Below are 17,774 nucleotides of genomic sequence, written 5' to 3'. Positions count from 1 at the left end.
TCTCCGCCGAACGTACGCCCCTGCCGACAGCGCGCCAAGGGGCCGGGAAACCCGGCATCCCCACCTCGCTGCCGGATGGCCTTTGAACCGAGGCGTCATGCCCCTTCCACAGCTCACCATCTACCGCCATGACCAAAGGCACCGGGCACTGATCACCCTGGCCGGTGAGATCGGCCTGGAATCGGCACCGCTGGTGCGCGCGGCACTGGCACAGTGCTTGAGCGACGGCATCCGCATCGTCGACGTCGACCTCACCCCCGTGACCTTCTGCGACTGCAGCGGCCTCAATGCCTTCCTCTACGCCGCGCAGCGGACCAGGAGGGCCGGCGGAATCCTACGACTGCACAACCCGCCACAGTCGCTGAGGCGGATCCTCGACCTCACCGGCTGCGGGTTCCTGCTTCTCGGCCTACCGCTCGGGCATCGGCCTCCGTCTCTCGGGGACGTCCCTGCCCCGGCTGCTCCAGACCTCCCGTACCGGAGTGTTCCGCCGGGGCCTGTCCTCTCGGGCGATGCGCGGTGAAGGCCCAGCCCAGGCAGGGGCAGCCGCACAAGCCCCATGCAGGCGAGTCGTCCACCATGGACGCGGTCCGATTGCGTCGGGTGAACCGCTGGCTGGCGCAGGGCCTGAGCGGCGAACTGGCGGATCTGTACGTCGACTCCCGCGAGACGTCCGCCGCTGAGGCGTACCGCAGCCGCAGCCGCCAGGACTTCCTGAACCGTCTCACCGGTGACATCCGTCGGCCGGGGTTCGCCATGGTGACCGCGGAGACGGACCACCTGGTGGGATGTGCCTTCGGGTTCCCGGTGGGCAGTGACGGTTTCTGGTGGTCCGGGTTCGACGGAGCACTGCCGCAGACCATCGAACAACTCACGGCGTCCGGCGGCGTCTTCGCGATCACCAGCATCCTGGTCCAGCCACACCCACAGGATGAGGACATGGCCCGCCGTTTGCAGGAGCGGCTGCTGAGCGACCACCAGGCGTCACTCGGCGCCACCTTGGTGGATCCGGACGATCACCCGACCCTCGCGTCGCTCCGCTCCTGGGGATGGCTGGACGTGGGAGAGGTGTGGCGGCCGGCGGGCCCGACCAGGTTCCGTGCGCTGGTATTCCCCCTCGGGGAACGAATCACGGCGCGGCTGGAGGGCCTGGCACACGATGCCTGGACCCGGTGGCCCGGATGAGGTCCGACAGTCGCTCGGCCCGCATCCAGGTGCTGGTCGCCGAGCAGGCGGCCCGACGCGGTGCCCGGGTCGGCGTGGTCGATGTGTGCACCGCGGCCGTGGCCGCACTGCCGGTCGGCGGAGCCGGGGTATCAGCGATGTCCAAGACCGCCGCAAGCCATCCGCTGTGCAGCACCGACGGCATCAGCGAACAGCTGGAGGAGCTCCAGCTCACCCTGGGCGAGGGGCCCTGTGTGGACGCCTTCACCCAGGGTTCCGCCGTTCTGACACCTGATCTGCTGACCGGCGCTATGCAGGACCGCTGGGCCGTGTTCGCCGATGCGGCCCTGGAAGCCGGGGCACGCGCGGTCTTCGCGCTCCCTTTGCAGATGGGGGCGATCAGCCCGGGAGTTCTGGACCTGTACGCCAGCGTCCCCACCGTGCTGGACGCCGAGGAGCTGGCCGACGCGCTGGCGTTCGCCGACCTTGCGACGCTGCTCCTGCTCGACGCGCGGATCGACGAGACGGGCGCGCCGGTCGACGGAGTACTGGCAGATCGCGGCTTCGAGGACCTGGGCGGATACCGGGCGGAGATCGACCAGGCCACCGGAATCCTCACCGTCCAGCTCGGCGTCGGCATCGACGAAGCCTTCGTCCGGCTCCGCGCCTACGCCTATACGCAAGGGCGCCGGCTCGCCGACGTGGCCGCCGACGTGGTGGCCCACCGGCTCCGTTTCTCCCCCGACACCGAAACCAAACGGACCGACGACGGCACCTGACTCATCGGCTCCGGCCGACGAACGCGCTGCGCTTCCCGCCCTCTCCCGGCGGGACTAGTCTCAACAGAGGGTGGTGCCACCATGAATCAGCAACTCCTGGCCAAGACCTTCGTCGAGCTGGCGGACAACCTGGTCGCCGACTTCGACCTCATCGATTTCCTGCGCCTGCTCACCGACCGCTGTGTGAGCATGCTCGACGCGAGCGCCGCCGGGGTGCTGCTCGCCGACCGCGACGGCAAACTGCGCGTCATGGCCGCCTCCGACGAACGGGTACGCCTGCTGGAACTCTTCCAGCTCCAGAACGACGAAGGCCCCTGCCTGGAGTGCTTCCGCACCGGCACCTCCATGATCGTCCCCGACCTGACCCGGGAGGTCGACCGCTGGCCGCGCTTCGTCACGGCGGCCCACCGCAGCGGTTTCGGGGCGGTCCAGGCGCTGCCCATGCGCCTGCGGGACGAGACCGTCGGCGCTCTCAACCTCTTCCACACCACCCCCGGCCCCTTCGACCCGGCCGGCACACTCGTCGCCCAGGCCCTGGCCGACGTCGCCACCATCAGCCTCCTACAGCAACGGTCCGCCCACCGCAGCACCGTCCTCAACGAACAGCTGCAGACTGCCCTGAACAGCCGCGTGCTGATCGAACAGGCCAAGGGGAAACTCGCCGAACGCCAGAACACCGACATGGAACGGGCCTTCACCGCCCTGCGCGGCTACGCTCGTGCGCACAACCGCCGCCTGTCCGATGTGGCGCGCGCCTTCATCGACGACTCCGAACCCCTCCCCGGCTTGGTGGCCTGACACTGATGCCGAGGCGGTGACCGCACGCAGCTGCCCGAGCACGAGGAACCGCGCTCGGGTCATGGGCCGTGCTTCTGGAGGCGCGGTGCTCCTGGTGCAACGCTGCCGGCTGACGCCCGCTGTGGTGCGGCGTCGGCTGCGGGGCTGATTCCGGGCTCCGGGCCCTCGGCCGGCTCGCCGGACCGCACCGCCGTCCCTGCTGTCGCTGTCCACGCGGCGCAGTACAGCAGCAGCCTGGCCATGAGGTTGATCCACAGCACGACGGCGACCGGCACGGCGAAGGCGCCGTACATGCTCTTCCCCGCAACGCCCTGCAGGTAGCCGGTCAGCAACCACTTGAGCAGTTCGAAGCCCACCGCACCGATCAGCCCGGCGACCACGACCGCACGTCGGCCGGGATGCACCCGCGGCAGCCGGGTGAGCAGGTAGACCAGCAGCAGGAAGTCGACAGCCAGGGCGATGGCCAGGCCGGCGAAGAACAGCAGGACCCGTCCCGCCCCGCCCTCGATCCCGGCCTTGTCTGCGGTCCAGCCGACGGCGCTGTTCGCGAACACCGAGCTGCCGATCGCAACCAGCCCGACCGCGCCGAGGCCGACCAGCATCACGGAGTCCTTGAGCTTGAGCAGGAACGGGTTGCCCGGGTCCTGCTCCTTCTCCCACACCGCGCGCAGGCTGCCACGCAGGGCGCCGACCCAGTTGATGCCGATCACGAGGAGCAGAGCGCCCGCGATCAGCCCGACGGAACCGGCGTGCGCGACGAGACTGTCCAGGTCCAGCAGGTCGGAGAGGCCCGGAGCCTGGGAGGCGACCTCGTCCTGGAGTTTCCCCAGCTGTTCCTCGCTCAGCAGCTTGGCACCGATCGCCGCGCCCACGGTGATCAGCGGAAAGAGCGCGACGAAACTGGTGAAGGTGATGGCCGCGGCGAGCCGGGCCCAGTGGACGGCATCCAGCCGCTCGAACGCCCGCCAAGCGTGCGTACGCATCAGCTTTCCGATCACGGGCAGCCTTCTCAGCCATTCCATGAGGAACACCCGCTCTCTGCGTACCCACCGTCACCGTGTCCGGCGGGTCGACCGAGGTCTGTATCGAGGTCGTCTGAGGGATCGTCAGCGGGGAGCGGCCCGGCGTTGAACCAGTGCCCTTGTGGCGGGGGCGTTCGACCAGGTCCGCGGGGTCTTCGTCCCTCCTCTCCACCTGCGCCGTCTGCGCGCGGGAGGTGTCGCGTTCGTTGATCAGAGCGCCCCGTTCCTGTTCGGCTGCGGCTGTCTCGCGCCGAGACTGCTTGAGCCCGCGATGTGCGGTGCGGCGGCGAGTGGTGCGGCGCGTACCGGTCAGGACCAGGCTCAGCCCGAGCAGAGCCGCCGCCCCGACGACGATGCCGCAGAGGAAGAGGGTGCCGGTGGAGCCGGTGACGTCGACACCGAAAACCGAGAATCCGCCGGTGAACTCGTGGGCGCTGCCACTGTTCGAAAGAACGCCGACGACACCGATTACCACCGCGGCGACGAGGATGACGAGTCCGAGGATGATCACGGCGTGCTCCTGGGGCCTGCTTCCTGTCCTCACGCAGAACCGTTCTGTCGGGTAGACGCCACCGCCATGGGTTGCGTCTACCCTGAAAAAAATTGAGGTATAGGCGAGACTGATCTGGCTTGGGTCACCGTGTTACAGGCGGCGCCAGCGCGCCGAGGCGAAGGAGAAGGCACCGAAGAGGATCAACCCGATCGCGACGGCGACCAGGAGCCACGGTCCCACCGGTGTCTGTGTGAAGCTGCGGAGCGTCGCGTCCACGCCCTTGGCCTCGTCCGGGTCGAAGCGGACGGCTGCCACCAGGATGAAGATCCCAGCCGCGGCGAACACCACACCACGTGCCACGCCTCCGCCCACCCCCAGAGCGGTCACGACCTGCTTCGTACCGTGGCTCATGGTGCCGGTGTCCAGCTGCTTCAGGAAGCTCCGCATGGCCGCCCGGACGGCGAGTACCGCACCGATGCCGATCAGGAGGCAGCCCCCGGCTCCCACCAGTACCTGGCCGTACGACAGTTTGAGTGCTGATGCGGTCCAGTCCTGCGACTGCTCGTTACCGCTGGAGCCCTGGCCGCCCCCGGCGGCATAGGTGGCCGTGCTCCAGCAGACGAAGGCGTAGAAGACCGCCCGGCCGCCGTCCAGCACGCGTGAACCCGCCTTCCGTTGCGGCCCCCTGGTGAGCACGGCGCGGGCACCTCGCCAGAGTGCCATGGCGGCGAAGCCGACCACCAAGGTCCACAGCATTGCCTTCCCGAAAGGCTGCGCCGCGATCTCGTGCAGCGCGCCCTGGCGGTCCGCCTGGCCGCCACCGCTGCCGACGGCGACCCGGATGGACAGCAGTCCGATCAGTACGTACACGATGCCGCGGGCGACAAAGCCCGCTCGCCCCGCGGCAGTCAGCGTCTCGTTCTGGGTGGAGCGTGCCGCGGCCTTCGTGGCCCGGCCGCGCCCTTGCGTGTTGGACGAGGTCACGATGTCCTCCCCATGGTGTGGGCGCGCGGTACGCGTCCACCGCTCTCAAGTGCCCAGGGCCGGGCACTCGATGCGCGCTGTCGACAAGTGACCGGCCGGAGCGGAACAGACCGAGTCGCTCCCGCACCGTTGTCCCGACCTCAGGACTATGGCCGCAGCCCTTCCAGTCGTTGCAGGGCCTGCACGCGGGCAGAAGGTTCCACCAAAAATCCGGCCTACTTACAGGTCGTTTCACAATGAGGTCGCCGAGGAATGTGCTGTCACGCTCGGCTTCGTCCGTAAGATCACTCCATGCCTGCTGAGGAACGCGTAACTCGGTCCATGTTTTCTGGTGGTGTCCAGCCGATATCAGATCCTCAGCCGATGCTGGAGCTGCCTCAGCGGGTCTGGTCAGATGAAGACTGGGAACAGATCCAGCGTGACTACGCGTCGCGGGACATGGACGAGAAGTGGGACGTCTTCGTGGAAGGCGAGGTTGTCTTCCTGCATCGAAGCTGGACCGGTTACGGAGTCTTCGCGGCGACCTTCGCGCCGGTTAATGGCGGTGGATGGCGGATCGCCAGTGCCGTGGTAGAGCGTGATGCCGAGCGCTATGGAGGCACGGACGGTGCCTACGACTGCGTGATGCTTGAGTTGGTGATCACCGCCATCGTGCTTGGCGAACCGGACGCAAGGCCCTCGCCGACACGTCGACCATGTGCGTCGGCGAGTCCGTCGTCCGCTATGGCTTCACCCGGAGCACGACATGGACGACCAGCGGCAAGTCCGTCGCCGACATCATCGCCGCCGAACCCCGCGCCCAGGCCGTCCTCGACGAACAGCGCATCGGGACGCTCAAGCCGTCCGGTCCGGTCCGTGTGGCCACCGGCATCTACGACGACATCGTTCCGCACGCCCAGGCCCGTCAGTTGGCCGTGGACTGGTGCCGCAAGGGCGGCAACGTCACCTACGCGGCCGTTGACCTGCCCAACCTCGGCGACAGGATCCTCACCAACCACCTCGCCCCCCTCCTCACCGACCAGGGAACGGCCATCTCCTGGCTCACCGACCGACTGGAGGGCGAACCGGCCGTGTCCAACTGCTGGACGATGCCCTTCCAGCGCTGATCGAGCCATCCGGCGGCCCGCCACCGCGGCGGCCGCCGGCCGAGCGGGCGCTGACGTCCGTCGCCACCGTTGAGAAGACACGCTGCTGCTTGCCCTGTTCGAGCAGGGCACCTTTGGCCGCCTCTGGTTCGACCAAGGAGTCCTCGGCTTGAGGTCACCGCGCCGCGGACCGCAGGGCCGCGGCGACGTCCCGGAACAGCAGGTGGAAGCTCGCGCCCTCGCCACCGCGGATGACGGTCGCGACGGGCCGTGGCCGGTAGCCGGTCGCCGAGTCCCGGCTGCTCAGCAGCCGCTTCCAGCCGTCCGTCCAGGGCTGCGCACCCGCCTTGACCTTCTCGGCCATCCGGTCGAAGTCGGCCCGTGTGTGCAGCAGCGCCGGGTGGGCGAACCCGCCCTTCGGGGCCATCGGCGAGGCTGATGCGCTCCCCGTGGCCGCCCCGATCGCACCGGCACCGGCACCGGCCGCGCCGGTCGGCCTCAGCATCCCGTGACGGCTGAGCGATCGGTCTGTGGTGGCCTGCTCCATCGAACTGTCTCCTGGTTCTGCTCCGGTTCCGTACCAAGGAGACGCGCGCCGCACCGGTGCACAACAACTGTCCGGCGGCCCGGTGGGCGAGCGATGTCGTGTGTGCGGGCGCGGTCCGCCGAGCCAAGCGGACGGTGACTCGCCCCCATGCAAGGGGCCGTATCGGAGGAATCCGATACGGCCCCTTGAACATGTACGGCGAACGCGCGGGGTCCGCAGGCCCGGGGCACCTACGGGGTGGCGGTGCCGTCCTTGCGTACCAGCCGGTCGTGAGCCTCTTCGAGCCGGTCCGTGATCTGCTCGACGCCGATGGCGTCAAGGCCCTTCTGCCGTCCCGCCACGGCAGCCTTCGCCGCGGACGACGCGGAGGCGAACAGGGCCCAGGAGTCGGCCGTGTAGTTTGCCCGCGCCGGACTACCGATCTTCTCCAGGGCGCTCCGGATCGGTGTCGTGTCCACCGTGCTGTCCACGTCCCCGGAGATGGCGTTGAACGCGTCGAGAACGATCTTTCCGGACTTGAGGACGAACCTCGCCGTGTGCGCGCCGTCGGGCAGACCGCGGAGCGCGTACGTCGCGAGGCGCTTGTCGGTCGCGGCCGTCTTCGCGTCCCGGGCGATCAGCTTTCCGTCGACGTAGACGTCGAGGACGGCGGTGCCGTCGTTGCCGCCGATGATGTCGATGCCCGTGCCGGTAAACGGGACGGTGAACGACGAGCCGGCGGTCGTGCCGGTCGACGTCGACCGGTACCAGTCCATCGCGTCGCCGAGGGAGGCTTTCCGGCTCCACGTGCCGTCGTAGGTGACCGAGCTGTCCATGTTGTCGAGCTGTGCGCGGGCGTAGGGCGTGTACCCGTCGATCTTCTCGACCTTCAAATTGTCGAACGCCGTCTTGTGGAAGTCGGATCCGAGCTTGACGCGGCCCTCGGTCTGCGGAGTCGGGTCCTGGTACGTGGAGACGGCCTTGCCGTCGATGTAGGTCGTGATCGTCGCGCCCTTCGCCTCGATGGCGAGACGGTAGGCGTCGGACGCGGGGACCGTTCCCGACTTGATGGCCGTGCCGTATTCGTAGAACGTCCAGGCGCCGGTCGGTGCGATGCGCACGTTGTAGGCGGCGTCGCTGATCGCCATGCCCTTCTGCTGACGGACGCCCACGGCGGCGAGTCCGCCGGCCGGGTCCGGGAACGAGACGTCGACCGAGGCCCGGTAGTTCTCCCAGCGGAAGTCGCCGACCGTCGTGTTCGGGGTGTGGCGGTTCCAGGCGCCGGTGTCCTTCATGGACTGGTCCATGTACTGGTACAGGACGTTGTCGCCGCTCGCGTCCTCACCGACCTCCCAGGCGCCGGTCTGGTCGACCATGTAGCGCGGCTGGTTGCCGCGGGACCTCAGGTAGGGCTGGGACGCCTTGTGCGCGCCGTTGCCGGTGCCGACCTGGACTCTGCCCTCCTCCTCGTACCCGAAGTCGTCGGCGTACAGGACGTTGTCGCGGGAGTTGTGCTTCTTGCCGGTCGCGTCGGTGTCCAGCACCGTGCGGTCCCGGGACTCGGGCAGGCGTTGCTTCGTCGCCTTGTCGTGGCTCTTGTCGAGCGTCGTCAAGGTCACGATCGACCTCGGCTTGACCGTGTAGGTGTAGTACCCGGCGCCGCCGGGCCGGATCTCGTCGACGAGGCGCTTGAAGTTCGCGTCGTAGGGCCGGCCCGCGTCCGGGGCGCGGGTTTCCCAGATCTCCATGGTCGGGTCGGAACCGAGTCGCATGTTCTCGGCCTTGATCCGGTAGGCCTTGGGCTGGTCGCTGTCGTTGACGACGATCGTGGAGAAGTCCTTCTTACGGGGGTCCGCGAGCGTCATGTAACTCGGGGCCCCGTTCGAGCCGTCGACGTTCTCGGTGCCGCTCACCCCGCTGTAACTGGCCTCCGGCACGGTGCGCCAGATGCCCGCCGTGTTCGTGTCGTTCTCCCAGCCGGTCTTCGCGAACTGGGTGAAGTGCTGCATCACGTAGATGGCCGCGTCGTAGTGGAGGTGGCCCGACCACGGGTCACGCGCGCTGACGAGTTCCTTGTGGCTGTACTGCGCACCTTCGTAGAAGGAGCCGATCGCCGGCTGGAAGATGTAGTGCGTCCGCTTCGAGTTGGCGTAGCTCTTGACGGAGCGGTTCGCGAGATCCAGGGCGCTCTGGACGCCGCCGATACCGGTGCTCGTTCCGTTCGGACCCTCGGTGTTGTTGACGCGGTAGTCGGTGTAGCCGAAGGAGCCGACTCCCTCGCTGTACCAGACTTCCTTGTCCTCGCCGTACTTGTTCTCACCGGTCGCCAGCCGGGTGTACGGCAGATTGGTGTCGCTGCCGGCGGGCCCGTCGCGCCGGTCATCGGTGGTGTAGTGGTAGCCGACCGCGTCGACCATGCCGAAGAGTTCCGCGTCGCTGAGCATCGACGGCCCGATATTGAGGGTGGTGTTCTCGTCGGCGGCGATGATCTTTATGCTGCGGTAGGCCTTCGCGGCCCTCTCCCGCTTCTTCGCCGGGATGCCGTAGCGGGGGTCGGCGAAGTCCGTGTCGGCCAGAATCGCCTTCTTGTACCACTTGATGAAGGCCTCGTCCGGGTCCCGCGTCTCGTTCGTATCCGGGTTCACGTAGTCGACCATGTACCCGTATTTCTCGTACGCGTCGAGGATCGTCTCCTTGTACCACTTGTACATCTCGTCGGAGCCGGTGCCCTTGTTCCATTCGTTCTGGACCCATCGGGGCATGACCCAGCGGAGAATCGAGACCTTGAGCCTCGGGTTGACCGTCTTGGCGTCCGCTGCCAGTTGGAAGCCCGGGGAGCGCGACGCGTCGGCGAGTTCGTCCGCCGTGCGCATGGTCGCCGGATCGGAACCGGTCGACGTGTTCGTGTCCGAACCCATCTCGACCTTGACATGGTTGATCAAAGGGTTCTTCCCACCGAACAGCACGCGGATGAGCTGCCAGTACCGGCCGGGGTGCTCCGCCTTGTAGTCCATCAGCAGGTTGCTCGTGCTGTTGCAGCTGAGCACGCCGAGGCCCTTGTAGGTCAAACCGTTCACGTTGTCCGCGCGAATGTCGTCCCCGTTGACCACGACCTCCACGGGATCGTCCGCGGTGTGGGCGGCGGGGGCGGTGATCACTCCCGCCGCGAGTGCCATGGTGGTTGCCGCGGCAAGCGACATCCAGCCGAGTCTTCGCTGTGTGCCCATTCCGCTTCGACTCCTAGTTCTCGTGGGGCGTACCGACGCCAGACGTTCGAGATACCGAAAGGTGTCCGCGATTCCGGGAGGACCGTAGGTGGTAAGCGATTTCTACGTCAATCCCTGTGAGTCATGCCAATTGAGGTCCCCTGGGAGCCCTGACCGGCTGGAAAGCGCCTGGATGCTGAGGTGGTCGTCCCGGGACACTGCCGCACTCAGGGGGAGTGGGACGAAAACGCCTGAATCGCGCAAGGGGTACAAGGTCCAGCCGGGCAGGGGCTCGGTGCTCCTCGCACTTCGTCCCTACGGACGGGAGTCGGCCCGGCCGCGGATTCAGCCTCTCCGCGTTCGCGGCGGTGCGGGATGATCAGGCCGGTGCCCTGGGGTTCCTGCCGGACGGATGACGAGAATCGACGCCAGGCAACCGGCAGTGCCAAGGCGACGCGAGCAAGGTTGATGTGAATCGCCCGCTGCACATGGCACCTCGTCGCGCGTTTGACGCTCATCCCCCTCGACGTCGCGAACCGTCCGGCCGCAAGTTCCTATCAAGCCGTAGGGAAATCCCCACAGTTCACGGCAGTCGACCTGTGAGCGTGAACTCTCAACTAACGTCTGCGGACACTCCGCTCCAACGGCCTCCCCACCCCCCATTTCGACGGAGACCACCCATGTCCGCAGTGACGAACGCATCCGGGTCCGGTTCGCCGGACGCGCGATGCGGTTCGGCCGGCTGTTCAGCAGCCGGTCGTACCATCCCCCCTCCTCCCACCGTCCTGATGGACGACGAGGCACTCGCGGACTTCCTCGCCGTGGCTGCCGCTGAGTACCAACTCATCACCCCCGAAACCCCGTTGCCCTGTTTCGCGCTCTTGCTCGGCAGCGCGGAGGCGACGACGTACCACGTGCGGCGTGTCGCCTTCGGCCGTAATGCCCGCACCAGTGATCCGGCGGCTCTACGGGAGTTCCGCGAGACGATCGTGCCGAAGTTCGGGCCGGCCTACGAAAACGAGCACCGCGGCTGGTGGATGGACTCTCACGACCTCCTCCGGGCGTCCCGAGAGGCCGAGGCCCTGGGGATGGACCTGCTCGGCTCCATCCACATGCACCCGGACTGGCACCGCCTGGGACCGCCTTCGGAACGGGGCCAGACGCTCAGCGAGCGCCCGACTCCCATGGACCGCCATCTCTTCGGCCGGACCGGCTGGCCCCTCAACATCATCTGCTACCTGGAGCGCCGGGACGGCGAGTTCTACCACGCCCTGGGCGCCTGGGCCCCGCCTCCCCGGCCCCCCGCCGAAGGTTTCGAGGATGCCGAGTGCCCCGAGGTCGACCTGCGTATCCGTACGAGTTCACTGATGAAGGCGTGAGAACAATGCAGCAGCCCGAAGGAACGAACGCACCCGCCCATGACGGCACCGAGGGCGGCACCCATGACGACGCCCGGGCGATCCGCGCCCTGTGGGCCGAGATGGCCCGCGGCTGGGCGGCAGGTGACGCCGCGCTCTTCGCCGCGAGCTTCGCGGAGGACTGCGACTTCACGACCGTACGAGGCGACAAGCCACCCGGCCGGACCGGGATCGTGGCCGGCCACGACGCCCTCTTCCACGGGCCGTACGCGGGAACCGTCCTCCACGCACGCGTCGTGGCCGTCCGATTCCTCCGCCCCGACCTCGCCACGGTGGAGGCCGAGTCGACCATCACCGCCCCGGATGGGCAGCCGCTGGCCACCACGCACGCGTTGGCCGTCGTGGAACGGACAGCGGAGGGCCACTGGTTGATCAGCGCCTTCCACAACATGATCCCCGCGCCCCGCCCTGCGCGGCAGTACCCCGACTCGAAGGATTCCACCGTGGACGAACCCACCGCCGCGCGGCCGAGGCTCCGCCACCTGGCCATCGTGGCCCGCGACCCGGAGAAGCTGGCCGAGTTCTACTCCTCGGTCTTCGCGATGGAACTCTTCCACCGCGACCCGGACGGCAGTTGCTTCCTCTCCGACGGCTATCTCTCCCTCGCCTTGATCAAGCACCAGCTCGACGGTGAGACGCCGGTCGGCTTCAACCACTTCGGGTTCCACATCGAGGACACGGCCGCCACCACCGAGGCCCTGGTGGCTGCCGGGACCCCGAAACCGGCCGAACGCTTCACCAACCGTCCCTTCGCCGAGTACCGGGCCATGGATCCGGAGGGCAACTGGTTCGACCTCTCGGAACACGGCTTCGGCGGCCCGCGCCCGCCGTCCGACTCCACCGGGGCCTGAACTCCGACCAGACGCTCCGCAGGGCCGCGCGACAACGCGACAGCTGTAGCAGCGGACCGAGGCGCTACGCGTGCCGCCGGTGATCGCCCGACACCAGTGAACGATCAGCGATCCAATCCGGTGTCACCCAGTTCCCTCGGCCCCCTGTCGTTCCGGCATTTCATTCTCGGCGCGCGGCTCGACAGCGAAACGGCCGTCCGCGCGGTCGACACCGCACTCGAACCCGGGGTCCCACGCAGCTGGAGAACCTCACCGTCTGGCCCGTATGGGCGTGATCACCGTTCGCGTAGCTCGGAGCGAGTACGCAGAGGTCGCCACTCGACTTCACATTCACCACCGGATGAGAGGGACATACACAGCATGCGATCGATCAACCGACTGACAACATCAGTCGTCGGAGCGGCCGTGCTCCTGGGCTGCTTCTCGGGACCGGCCGTGTCACAGGCGAAGCAGGACGGCACACGGGTGCTGGTGTTCTCCAAGACGGCCGGCTTCCGCCACGGCTCGATCTCCGCCGGCATCGCGGCGGTGAAACAGCTCGGCGAGACGGGCGGCTTCTCGGTCGACGCGACGGAGGACGCCGGAGCCTTCACGGCCGACAACCTCGGGCGCTATGACGCGGTTGTGTTCCTGTCCACGACCGGTGACGTCCTGAACCCCGCCCAGGAGGTGGCCTTCGAGAGCTACATTCGCAGTGGCGGGGGCTACGTCGGCATCCACGCGGCAGCCGACACCGAGTACGACTGGGCGTTCTACGGCGGGCTCGTCGGTGCCTACTTCGAGTCGCATCCGTGGTGGCCGATGCGTGCCACGGTGCACGTCGAGGACCGCGCCCACCCGGCGACCGCTAACCTGCCCACCACCTGGAACCGCACCGACGAGTGGTACAACTTCCGCTCGAATCCACGGGAGCGGGTCCGCGTCCTGGCCTCCCTCGACGAGTCCTCGTACTGGGGCGGCACCATGAACGGCGACCATCCGATCGCCTGGTGCCAGAACTACCAGGGCGGCCGCTCCTTCTACACCGGCGTTGGCCACAGCAAGGAGTCCTTCGCCGAACCCGCCGTCCGCCAGCACCTGTTGGGCGGAATCGAGTGGGCCGCCGGCGCCGTCGAGGCGGACTGCCGGCCGGAGAACGGCTAGCGGCCGCTCTTCGACGGTACGGCCGCGTCGCTGTCGGCATGGCGGCGAGCGGGACCGGGCGCCTTCGAACTGAGCGGCGACGGAACACCGACGTCGGCCGGCGACCGCGGTCGATTACGCGACGTACTCCTCTTGACCGCGCTCGGCCCGGTCGAGAGGCCCCAGTAGGCGGACGGTCTGCCGTGTCCAACTGCTGGACGATGCCCTTCCAGTGCTGATCGAGCCATTCGGCGGCCCGCCCGCCGCGGCGGCCGCCGGCCGAGCCGGCGCTGACGGCCATCGCGACCGCCGACAAGACACGCTGCTGCTTGCCCTGTTCGAGCAGGGCACCTTCGGCCGCCTCTGCTTCGTGTCCAGTTCGCCAGGTCGGTCGAGCTGTAGCACGCGATGCCCTGGAAGGACATGTCGGACGAATCCACACCCGTTTTGTCCTCGCCGAAGCCGTACCAGGTGTCACCGACCCTGATGATGCCCAGGCCATGATTCACGCGTGGCGTGACCTTGTGTGCGTGGTGAGAGGCGTGGGCGGCAAGCGGTCGGGCCATGCTCGTCACATCCTGCGCGTGCGGAATACCGTGTCGGTGCTGCCTGGTATCAATGGGGTGATGAGGGACCAACGGTCGTGGCCACGGAGGCGCGGGGGAGTAACAGGTGGCTGAACAGCCGGTCTTCGTGGTGGGTGAGGGCCTTCAGGCGCTGGAGGCGACACCATTCGAAACGGAGGAGGAGTTCCAGGAACTGCTGGCCCGCCATCCGAGGGTGCTGGACTTCGGAACCCTTGCGGATGGTCGGTCCCTGCGGCTGGTGTTGGTTGCGCGGGAGATGGGGGTCTCGACGAGCCCGGAGAGCGGGCCAACATACTGGCTCGACCACCTCTTCGTCGACGCTGACGGGGTGCCGACCCTTGTGGAGGTCAAGCGCGCCACCGACACCCGTATACGCAGGGAGGTCGTGGGCCAGATGCTCGACTACGCCGCGAACGGTGCTCGGTACTGGCCCGCGGCGTTGCTGCAGCACTCCTTTGAGAAGACTTGTCGAGCTGACGGCCGACCTCTGGACGAGGCGTACGCGGAGTTGCTGGGCGAGCGTTCGCCCGAGGACTTCTGGGGGTCGGTTGAGGAGCGGCTGACCGCGGGGCAGATGCGGCTGCTCTTCGTCGCCGACCGCATCCCGTTGGAACTGCGTGCAATCGTCGAGTTCCTCAACCGACAGATGCGGCAGACCGATGTGTACGCCATCGAGTTGACCCAGTACCGAGGTGACGGTGCGCTGAAGGTCCTCGTGCCCCGTGTCTACGGAGAAGTGGCAACGGCCGCGAAGACGCCGTCAGGCACGCGCAATGCACGGAAGACGACGCGGGACGAGTTGGACGCCGCGATGAGCGTGAGGTGCACCGCGGAGGTGCGTCATGCCGCCGAAATGCTGCTGGCGCACGCACAGGCACGTGGCAGGCTGGTGGGGGGCACCGGCCGGTACCCGAGCATGAATGTCCACTACCGGACACGTGCCGGCGGCTGGGCGCCGATCGGGACACTGTCGATACTCGGTGATCCCGCGCGAGAGGAGTTCGCCTTCAACCTGCAGGCGATCGTCCAGCGCTTCGGCTCCGGGGCGACGGAGACGTTCGTCTCCGCCCTGCCGACCGCAGTTGGCTTGGACAAGCGGCTGGACGAGCTGCGGGACGTGGGGTTCAACGCATGGCCGTCCGTTCCTCTGGGAGCCCTGGCTGCTGAACCCGACGCCACTGAGAGGCTCCTGGCCGCCGTCGAGCGACTCCTGGACAGCCTGGAGCCGACTACGGCCTGATCGCTGGGGAGTTGCTGGTGGCCGGTGTCTGTGCCGCCTGTGCCCAGAGCCCTTCTGCGGCGTCGTGACGTCCGGATCTCGTGAGTACATGGGCGAAGCGCACAAGTGCGCCGGGCTCGCCGAGAAAGCCCGCCGGGACTGTCAGTTGTGTTGCCCGGGTTCGGTGGATCGCCCAGCGGTGGCGGCCGAGGCGGCTCGAGGACTCCATGACCTCGCGGGTGACGCCGCGTGGCAGGGCCAACGACGCGGGTGGTCGTAGTCGTACCCCTTGGCGGCGTGGAGCTTGGCCGGGCCGGCGTCGGCGCGGACCGCTGCGGGAGCGGGTCGGCAGAAATTCCGCAGACGTTCCAGGGCCCGGCTGTCGCGCTCGTTCGTGCCGGACCAGTCATGCGGTCCGCGTGTGGTGGCCTTGTGCCTGCAGCCCGGGGAGGGACTGGCCGCTGCGGCCGGGAGCCGACAGGGTTAAGGCGTGGAAGGTCCGGGGAGTTCCACTACCACCGATTCCGGAGATCCCCACGGTTCCTCCAGCGCGGCCCGAAGTGCGGTGACGGTATCCGCACCGATGCGCCCGCCCAGCATGGCTTCGATCCCGGCCAGGATCTGCATCGTCTCCTCGCGGCGCCGGGCACCGGCCGCCGTGAGGAGTACGAGCTTCGACCGGGCGGAGTGCGGATCGCTCTCCACGGTCACCACGCCCATGGCGACAAGTTCGTGGACCCACTGGTGCGCTGTCGGGGCGCTGACGCCCAGACGCCGGGCCAACTCGGCGATGCTCGCCCCCTCTGACGGGAGCTGACTCAGCAGGGTCACGTGTGCCGCGCTGATGGCCGACCCGTCTTCCTGGGCCTCGAATGCAGTGGTCAGGGCGGCTCGGAACCAGTTGTGTGCGCGCCACAGCAGCCGGATGAGCGGCTCGGATTCGGACGGGGAGGAGGCCATGTGGTTCTGCTTTCACGCTGGGGCGGTCGGTTCGGCGCGGTCTGCCGATCGTAAGCCGGTCAGATCTGGTGCCCAACATCACCGGAGCTTCCCAGGGGACTCTTCATTAGGTAACCTACGATTAGGCTACCTAATGGTGGAGGGGGAATAGATTCCCGCCTCCCGAACCATGCCTCTGATTCCCGTAGACCGATGGAAAGGCAGGATGATGACGACAGGATCGTCTGAATCTCCCCTCACCGCGGGGACCTCGCGGCGGCGTCTGCTGGCCGCCGCGGCCGGTGCCACCGCCGGCACAGCAGCCCTCGCGGCCCCGCCCGCCGTCGCCCAGGCCGCCACCTCCACATCGGCCGGGTCCGCCGTCGACCGCCCGGGGCGCGGTATGAAGGTGATCGCAGTGGAAGAGGCGTTCTCCGTTCCGGAGCTGATCCCGTGGCCGGGCGAAGCCTGGATGCCTCCCGGCTGGGGGGAAGAGTGGGGGCGCCGGCTCGCCGACCTCACGGAGTTGCGGCTGGCGGACATGGACGAGCATGGCGTGGACATGCAGGTCCTGTCGCTCACCTCACCCGGCGTGGAGGCCATCGAAAACCCCTCCGAGGCCGTGACCACGGCCCGCCGGGTCAACGACCACCTGGCCGACGTGGTCGCCGCCCACCCGACCCGGTTCGCCGGCTTCGCCACCCTGCCGTTTCAGGACCTGAAGGCCGCCGTGGCCGAACTGCGCCGGGCGGTGGAGCAACTGGGTCTCAAGGGGGTCCTGCACAACGACCACGTTCACGGTCACTACCTCGACGAGCCGCAGTTCCGGCCGGTGTGGGCCGAGCTTGAACGGCTCGGCGTGACGCTCTACCTCCATCCCGCGCTCTTCCCCGCCGATCAGTGGCGGGTGTTCCAGGGCCATCCCGTGCTGAGCGGGCCGTCCTGGGGATGGACAGCACAGGTCGGAGCCCACGCACTGCGCCTGATCTACGGCGGAGTGTTCGACGAGTTCCCCGGGGCCTCGGTGACGCTGGGGCACATGGGAGAACTGCTGCCTTTCCAGCTGGCCCGGCTCGACAGCCGCTACCACCAGGCCGACCCCAAGAGCAGGCCACGACACCTGCCCTCCCACTACCTGCGGCACAACCTCTACGCGACCACCAGTGGCGTCTTCTCCCACGCGGCCCTCCTCGGAGCCGTCCAGGCCATCGGCGCCGACCGGCTGCTGTTCGCCGTCGACTACCCCTACGAATCAACCGCCGAGGCAGTCGAGTTCCTCCGCACAGCGCCGTTCTCCCGCGCCGACCTCAAACGCATCGCACACCGCAACGCGGCACACCTGCTGAACCTCTGATCAAGACAGCAGCAGGTGAGGAGTATGGCTGGGCCGACACGAGGCGGCAGGCAGACGCGGGTGTTGGCGTGGCTCACCGACACCTTGCAGGGCTCGGCCCGCAGGAGGGCTCGTCTCGTGGATACGGCTGTCGTGCAGCCACTCCCAGGCCTCGTCGCAAGCGGCCGCGTCCAACGCGGGTGAGATCGTGCGGAGCGCGACCGCAGCCCAACGGTCGATCTGAGGCG

Annotated in this window: 14 protein-coding genes and 3 pseudogenes; 12 read left to right on the top strand and 5 right to left on the bottom strand. The window is 68.1% G+C overall.

The features are described 5' to 3' along the window. The first annotated feature begins 97 nt into the window (after positions 1-97). The 4 genes from IO24_RS0133950 (at position 98) to IO24_RS0133935 (ending at position 2,741) form a co-directional block, all read left to right on the top strand. Positions 98-523 (top strand): STAS domain-containing protein, encoded by a 426-nt coding sequence (locus tag IO24_RS0133950; protein ID WP_031142579.1) that lies wholly within the window; start codon positions 98-100, stop codon positions 521-523. 80 nt (positions 524-603) lie between these two features. Beyond that, the gene (locus IO24_RS0133945; RefSeq protein ID WP_234335332.1) at positions 604-1,185 is read left to right on the top strand and encodes a hypothetical protein; all 582 of its coding nucleotides are present in this window, start codon (positions 604-606) and stop codon (positions 1,183-1,185) included. Further along, positions 1,182-1,943: an ANTAR domain-containing protein gene (locus IO24_RS0133940; RefSeq protein WP_037669142.1), complete on the top strand. Its 762-nt coding sequence runs from the start codon at positions 1,182-1,184 to the stop codon at positions 1,941-1,943. Before IO24_RS0133945 ends, IO24_RS0133940 begins: the two co-directional genes overlap by 4 nt. Before the next feature lie 81 nt (positions 1,944-2,024). Continuing rightward, on the top strand, positions 2,025-2,741 hold the full coding sequence (locus IO24_RS0133935; RefSeq protein ID WP_031142573.1) for a GAF and ANTAR domain-containing protein: 717 nt from the start codon (positions 2,025-2,027) through the stop codon (positions 2,739-2,741). A gap of 59 nt (positions 2,742-2,800) precedes the next feature. Here the strand turns inward: IO24_RS0133935 and IO24_RS0133930 are convergent, their stop codons facing one another. Continuing rightward, positions 2,801-3,763 carry a YihY/virulence factor BrkB family protein gene (locus tag IO24_RS0133930; RefSeq protein ID WP_037669139.1) on the bottom strand — a complete coding sequence of 321 codons (963 nt, stop codon included), beginning with the start codon at positions 3,761-3,763 and terminating at the stop codon, positions 2,801-2,803. A gap of 121 nt (positions 3,764-3,884) precedes the next feature. On the opposite strand from IO24_RS0133930, the gene IO24_RS45325 reads away from it, so the two are divergent. Beyond that, entirely contained in the window at positions 3,885-4,370 is a 486-nt protein-coding gene (locus IO24_RS45325; protein ID WP_157851301.1) for a hypothetical protein, read from the top strand. 36 nt (positions 4,371-4,406) lie between these two features. Here the strand turns inward: IO24_RS45325 and IO24_RS0133925 are convergent, their stop codons facing one another. Then, positions 4,407-5,240, bottom strand: coding sequence for a DUF1206 domain-containing protein (locus IO24_RS0133925; RefSeq protein ID WP_031142570.1), 834 nt, complete (start codon positions 5,238-5,240; stop codon positions 4,407-4,409). Positions 5,241-5,603: 363 nt separating this feature from the next. On the opposite strand from IO24_RS0133925, the pseudogene IO24_RS46770 reads away from it, so the two are divergent. Together IO24_RS46770 and IO24_RS0133920 are read left to right on the top strand one after the other, a co-directional pair. Then, a pseudogene (locus tag IO24_RS46770) lies at positions 5,604-5,912 on the top strand (hypothetical protein); the annotation flags it as partial. Continuing rightward, positions 5,906-6,346 (top strand): annotated as a pseudogene (locus tag IO24_RS0133920) (lipase family protein); the annotation flags it as partial. The pseudogenes IO24_RS46770 and IO24_RS0133920, both read left to right, overlap by 7 nt. Positions 6,347-6,500: 154 nt before the next feature. Here IO24_RS0133920 and IO24_RS0133915 read toward each other — a convergent pair. Beyond that, entirely contained in the window at positions 6,501-6,872 is a 372-nt protein-coding gene (locus tag IO24_RS0133915) for a hypothetical protein (RefSeq protein ID WP_031142565.1), read from the bottom strand. Between the two features lie 230 nt (positions 6,873-7,102). Then, complete coding sequence (locus IO24_RS0133910; RefSeq protein ID WP_031142563.1) at positions 7,103-10,078, bottom strand: 3-keto-alpha-glucoside-1,2-lyase-like domain-containing protein; 2,976 nt, start codon at positions 10,076-10,078, stop codon at positions 7,103-7,105. A gap of 767 nt (positions 10,079-10,845) precedes the next feature. Between IO24_RS0133910 and IO24_RS0133905 the strand changes: the two genes are divergently transcribed. The 4 genes and pseudogenes from IO24_RS0133905 (at position 10,846) to IO24_RS0133890 (ending at position 15,275) form a co-directional block, all read left to right on the top strand. Then, positions 10,846-11,436: a hypothetical protein gene (locus tag IO24_RS0133905; RefSeq protein ID WP_031142561.1), complete on the top strand. Its 591-nt coding sequence runs from the start codon at positions 10,846-10,848 to the stop codon at positions 11,434-11,436. 5 nt (positions 11,437-11,441) lie between these two features. Beyond that, positions 11,442-12,326, top strand: coding sequence for an SgcJ/EcaC family oxidoreductase (locus IO24_RS0133900; protein WP_031142560.1), 885 nt, complete (start codon positions 11,442-11,444; stop codon positions 12,324-12,326). 360 nt (positions 12,327-12,686) lie between these two features. Further along, positions 12,687-13,586 (top strand): annotated as a pseudogene (locus tag IO24_RS41185) (ThuA domain-containing protein); the annotation flags it as partial. A 534-nt stretch (positions 13,587-14,120) separates the two neighbouring features. Continuing rightward, positions 14,121-15,275, top strand: coding sequence for a PDDEXK family nuclease (locus tag IO24_RS0133890; RefSeq protein WP_037669112.1), 1,155 nt, complete (start codon positions 14,121-14,123; stop codon positions 15,273-15,275). A gap of 462 nt (positions 15,276-15,737) precedes the next feature. On the opposite strand, the gene IO24_RS0133885 is transcribed toward IO24_RS0133890, so the two are convergent. After that, positions 15,738-16,214: a MarR family winged helix-turn-helix transcriptional regulator gene (locus IO24_RS0133885; protein WP_031142557.1), complete on the bottom strand. Its 477-nt coding sequence runs from the start codon at positions 16,212-16,214 to the stop codon at positions 15,738-15,740. A 205-nt stretch (positions 16,215-16,419) separates the two neighbouring features. On the opposite strand from IO24_RS0133885, the gene IO24_RS0133880 reads away from it, so the two are divergent. Beyond that, positions 16,420-17,547, top strand: coding sequence for an amidohydrolase family protein (locus tag IO24_RS0133880; protein WP_234335331.1), 1,128 nt, complete (start codon positions 16,420-16,422; stop codon positions 17,545-17,547). The last annotated feature ends 227 nt before the right edge of the window (positions 17,548-17,774 follow it).

The sequence above is a fragment of the Streptomyces flavovariabilis genome (assembly GCF_000725785.1).
Classification (GTDB): domain Bacteria; phylum Actinomycetota; class Actinomycetes; order Streptomycetales; family Streptomycetaceae; genus Streptomyces; species Streptomyces hawaiiensis.
The sequence above is the reverse complement of the archived record's forward strand: the minus strand, read 5'-3'. Positions and strand labels throughout refer to the sequence as shown.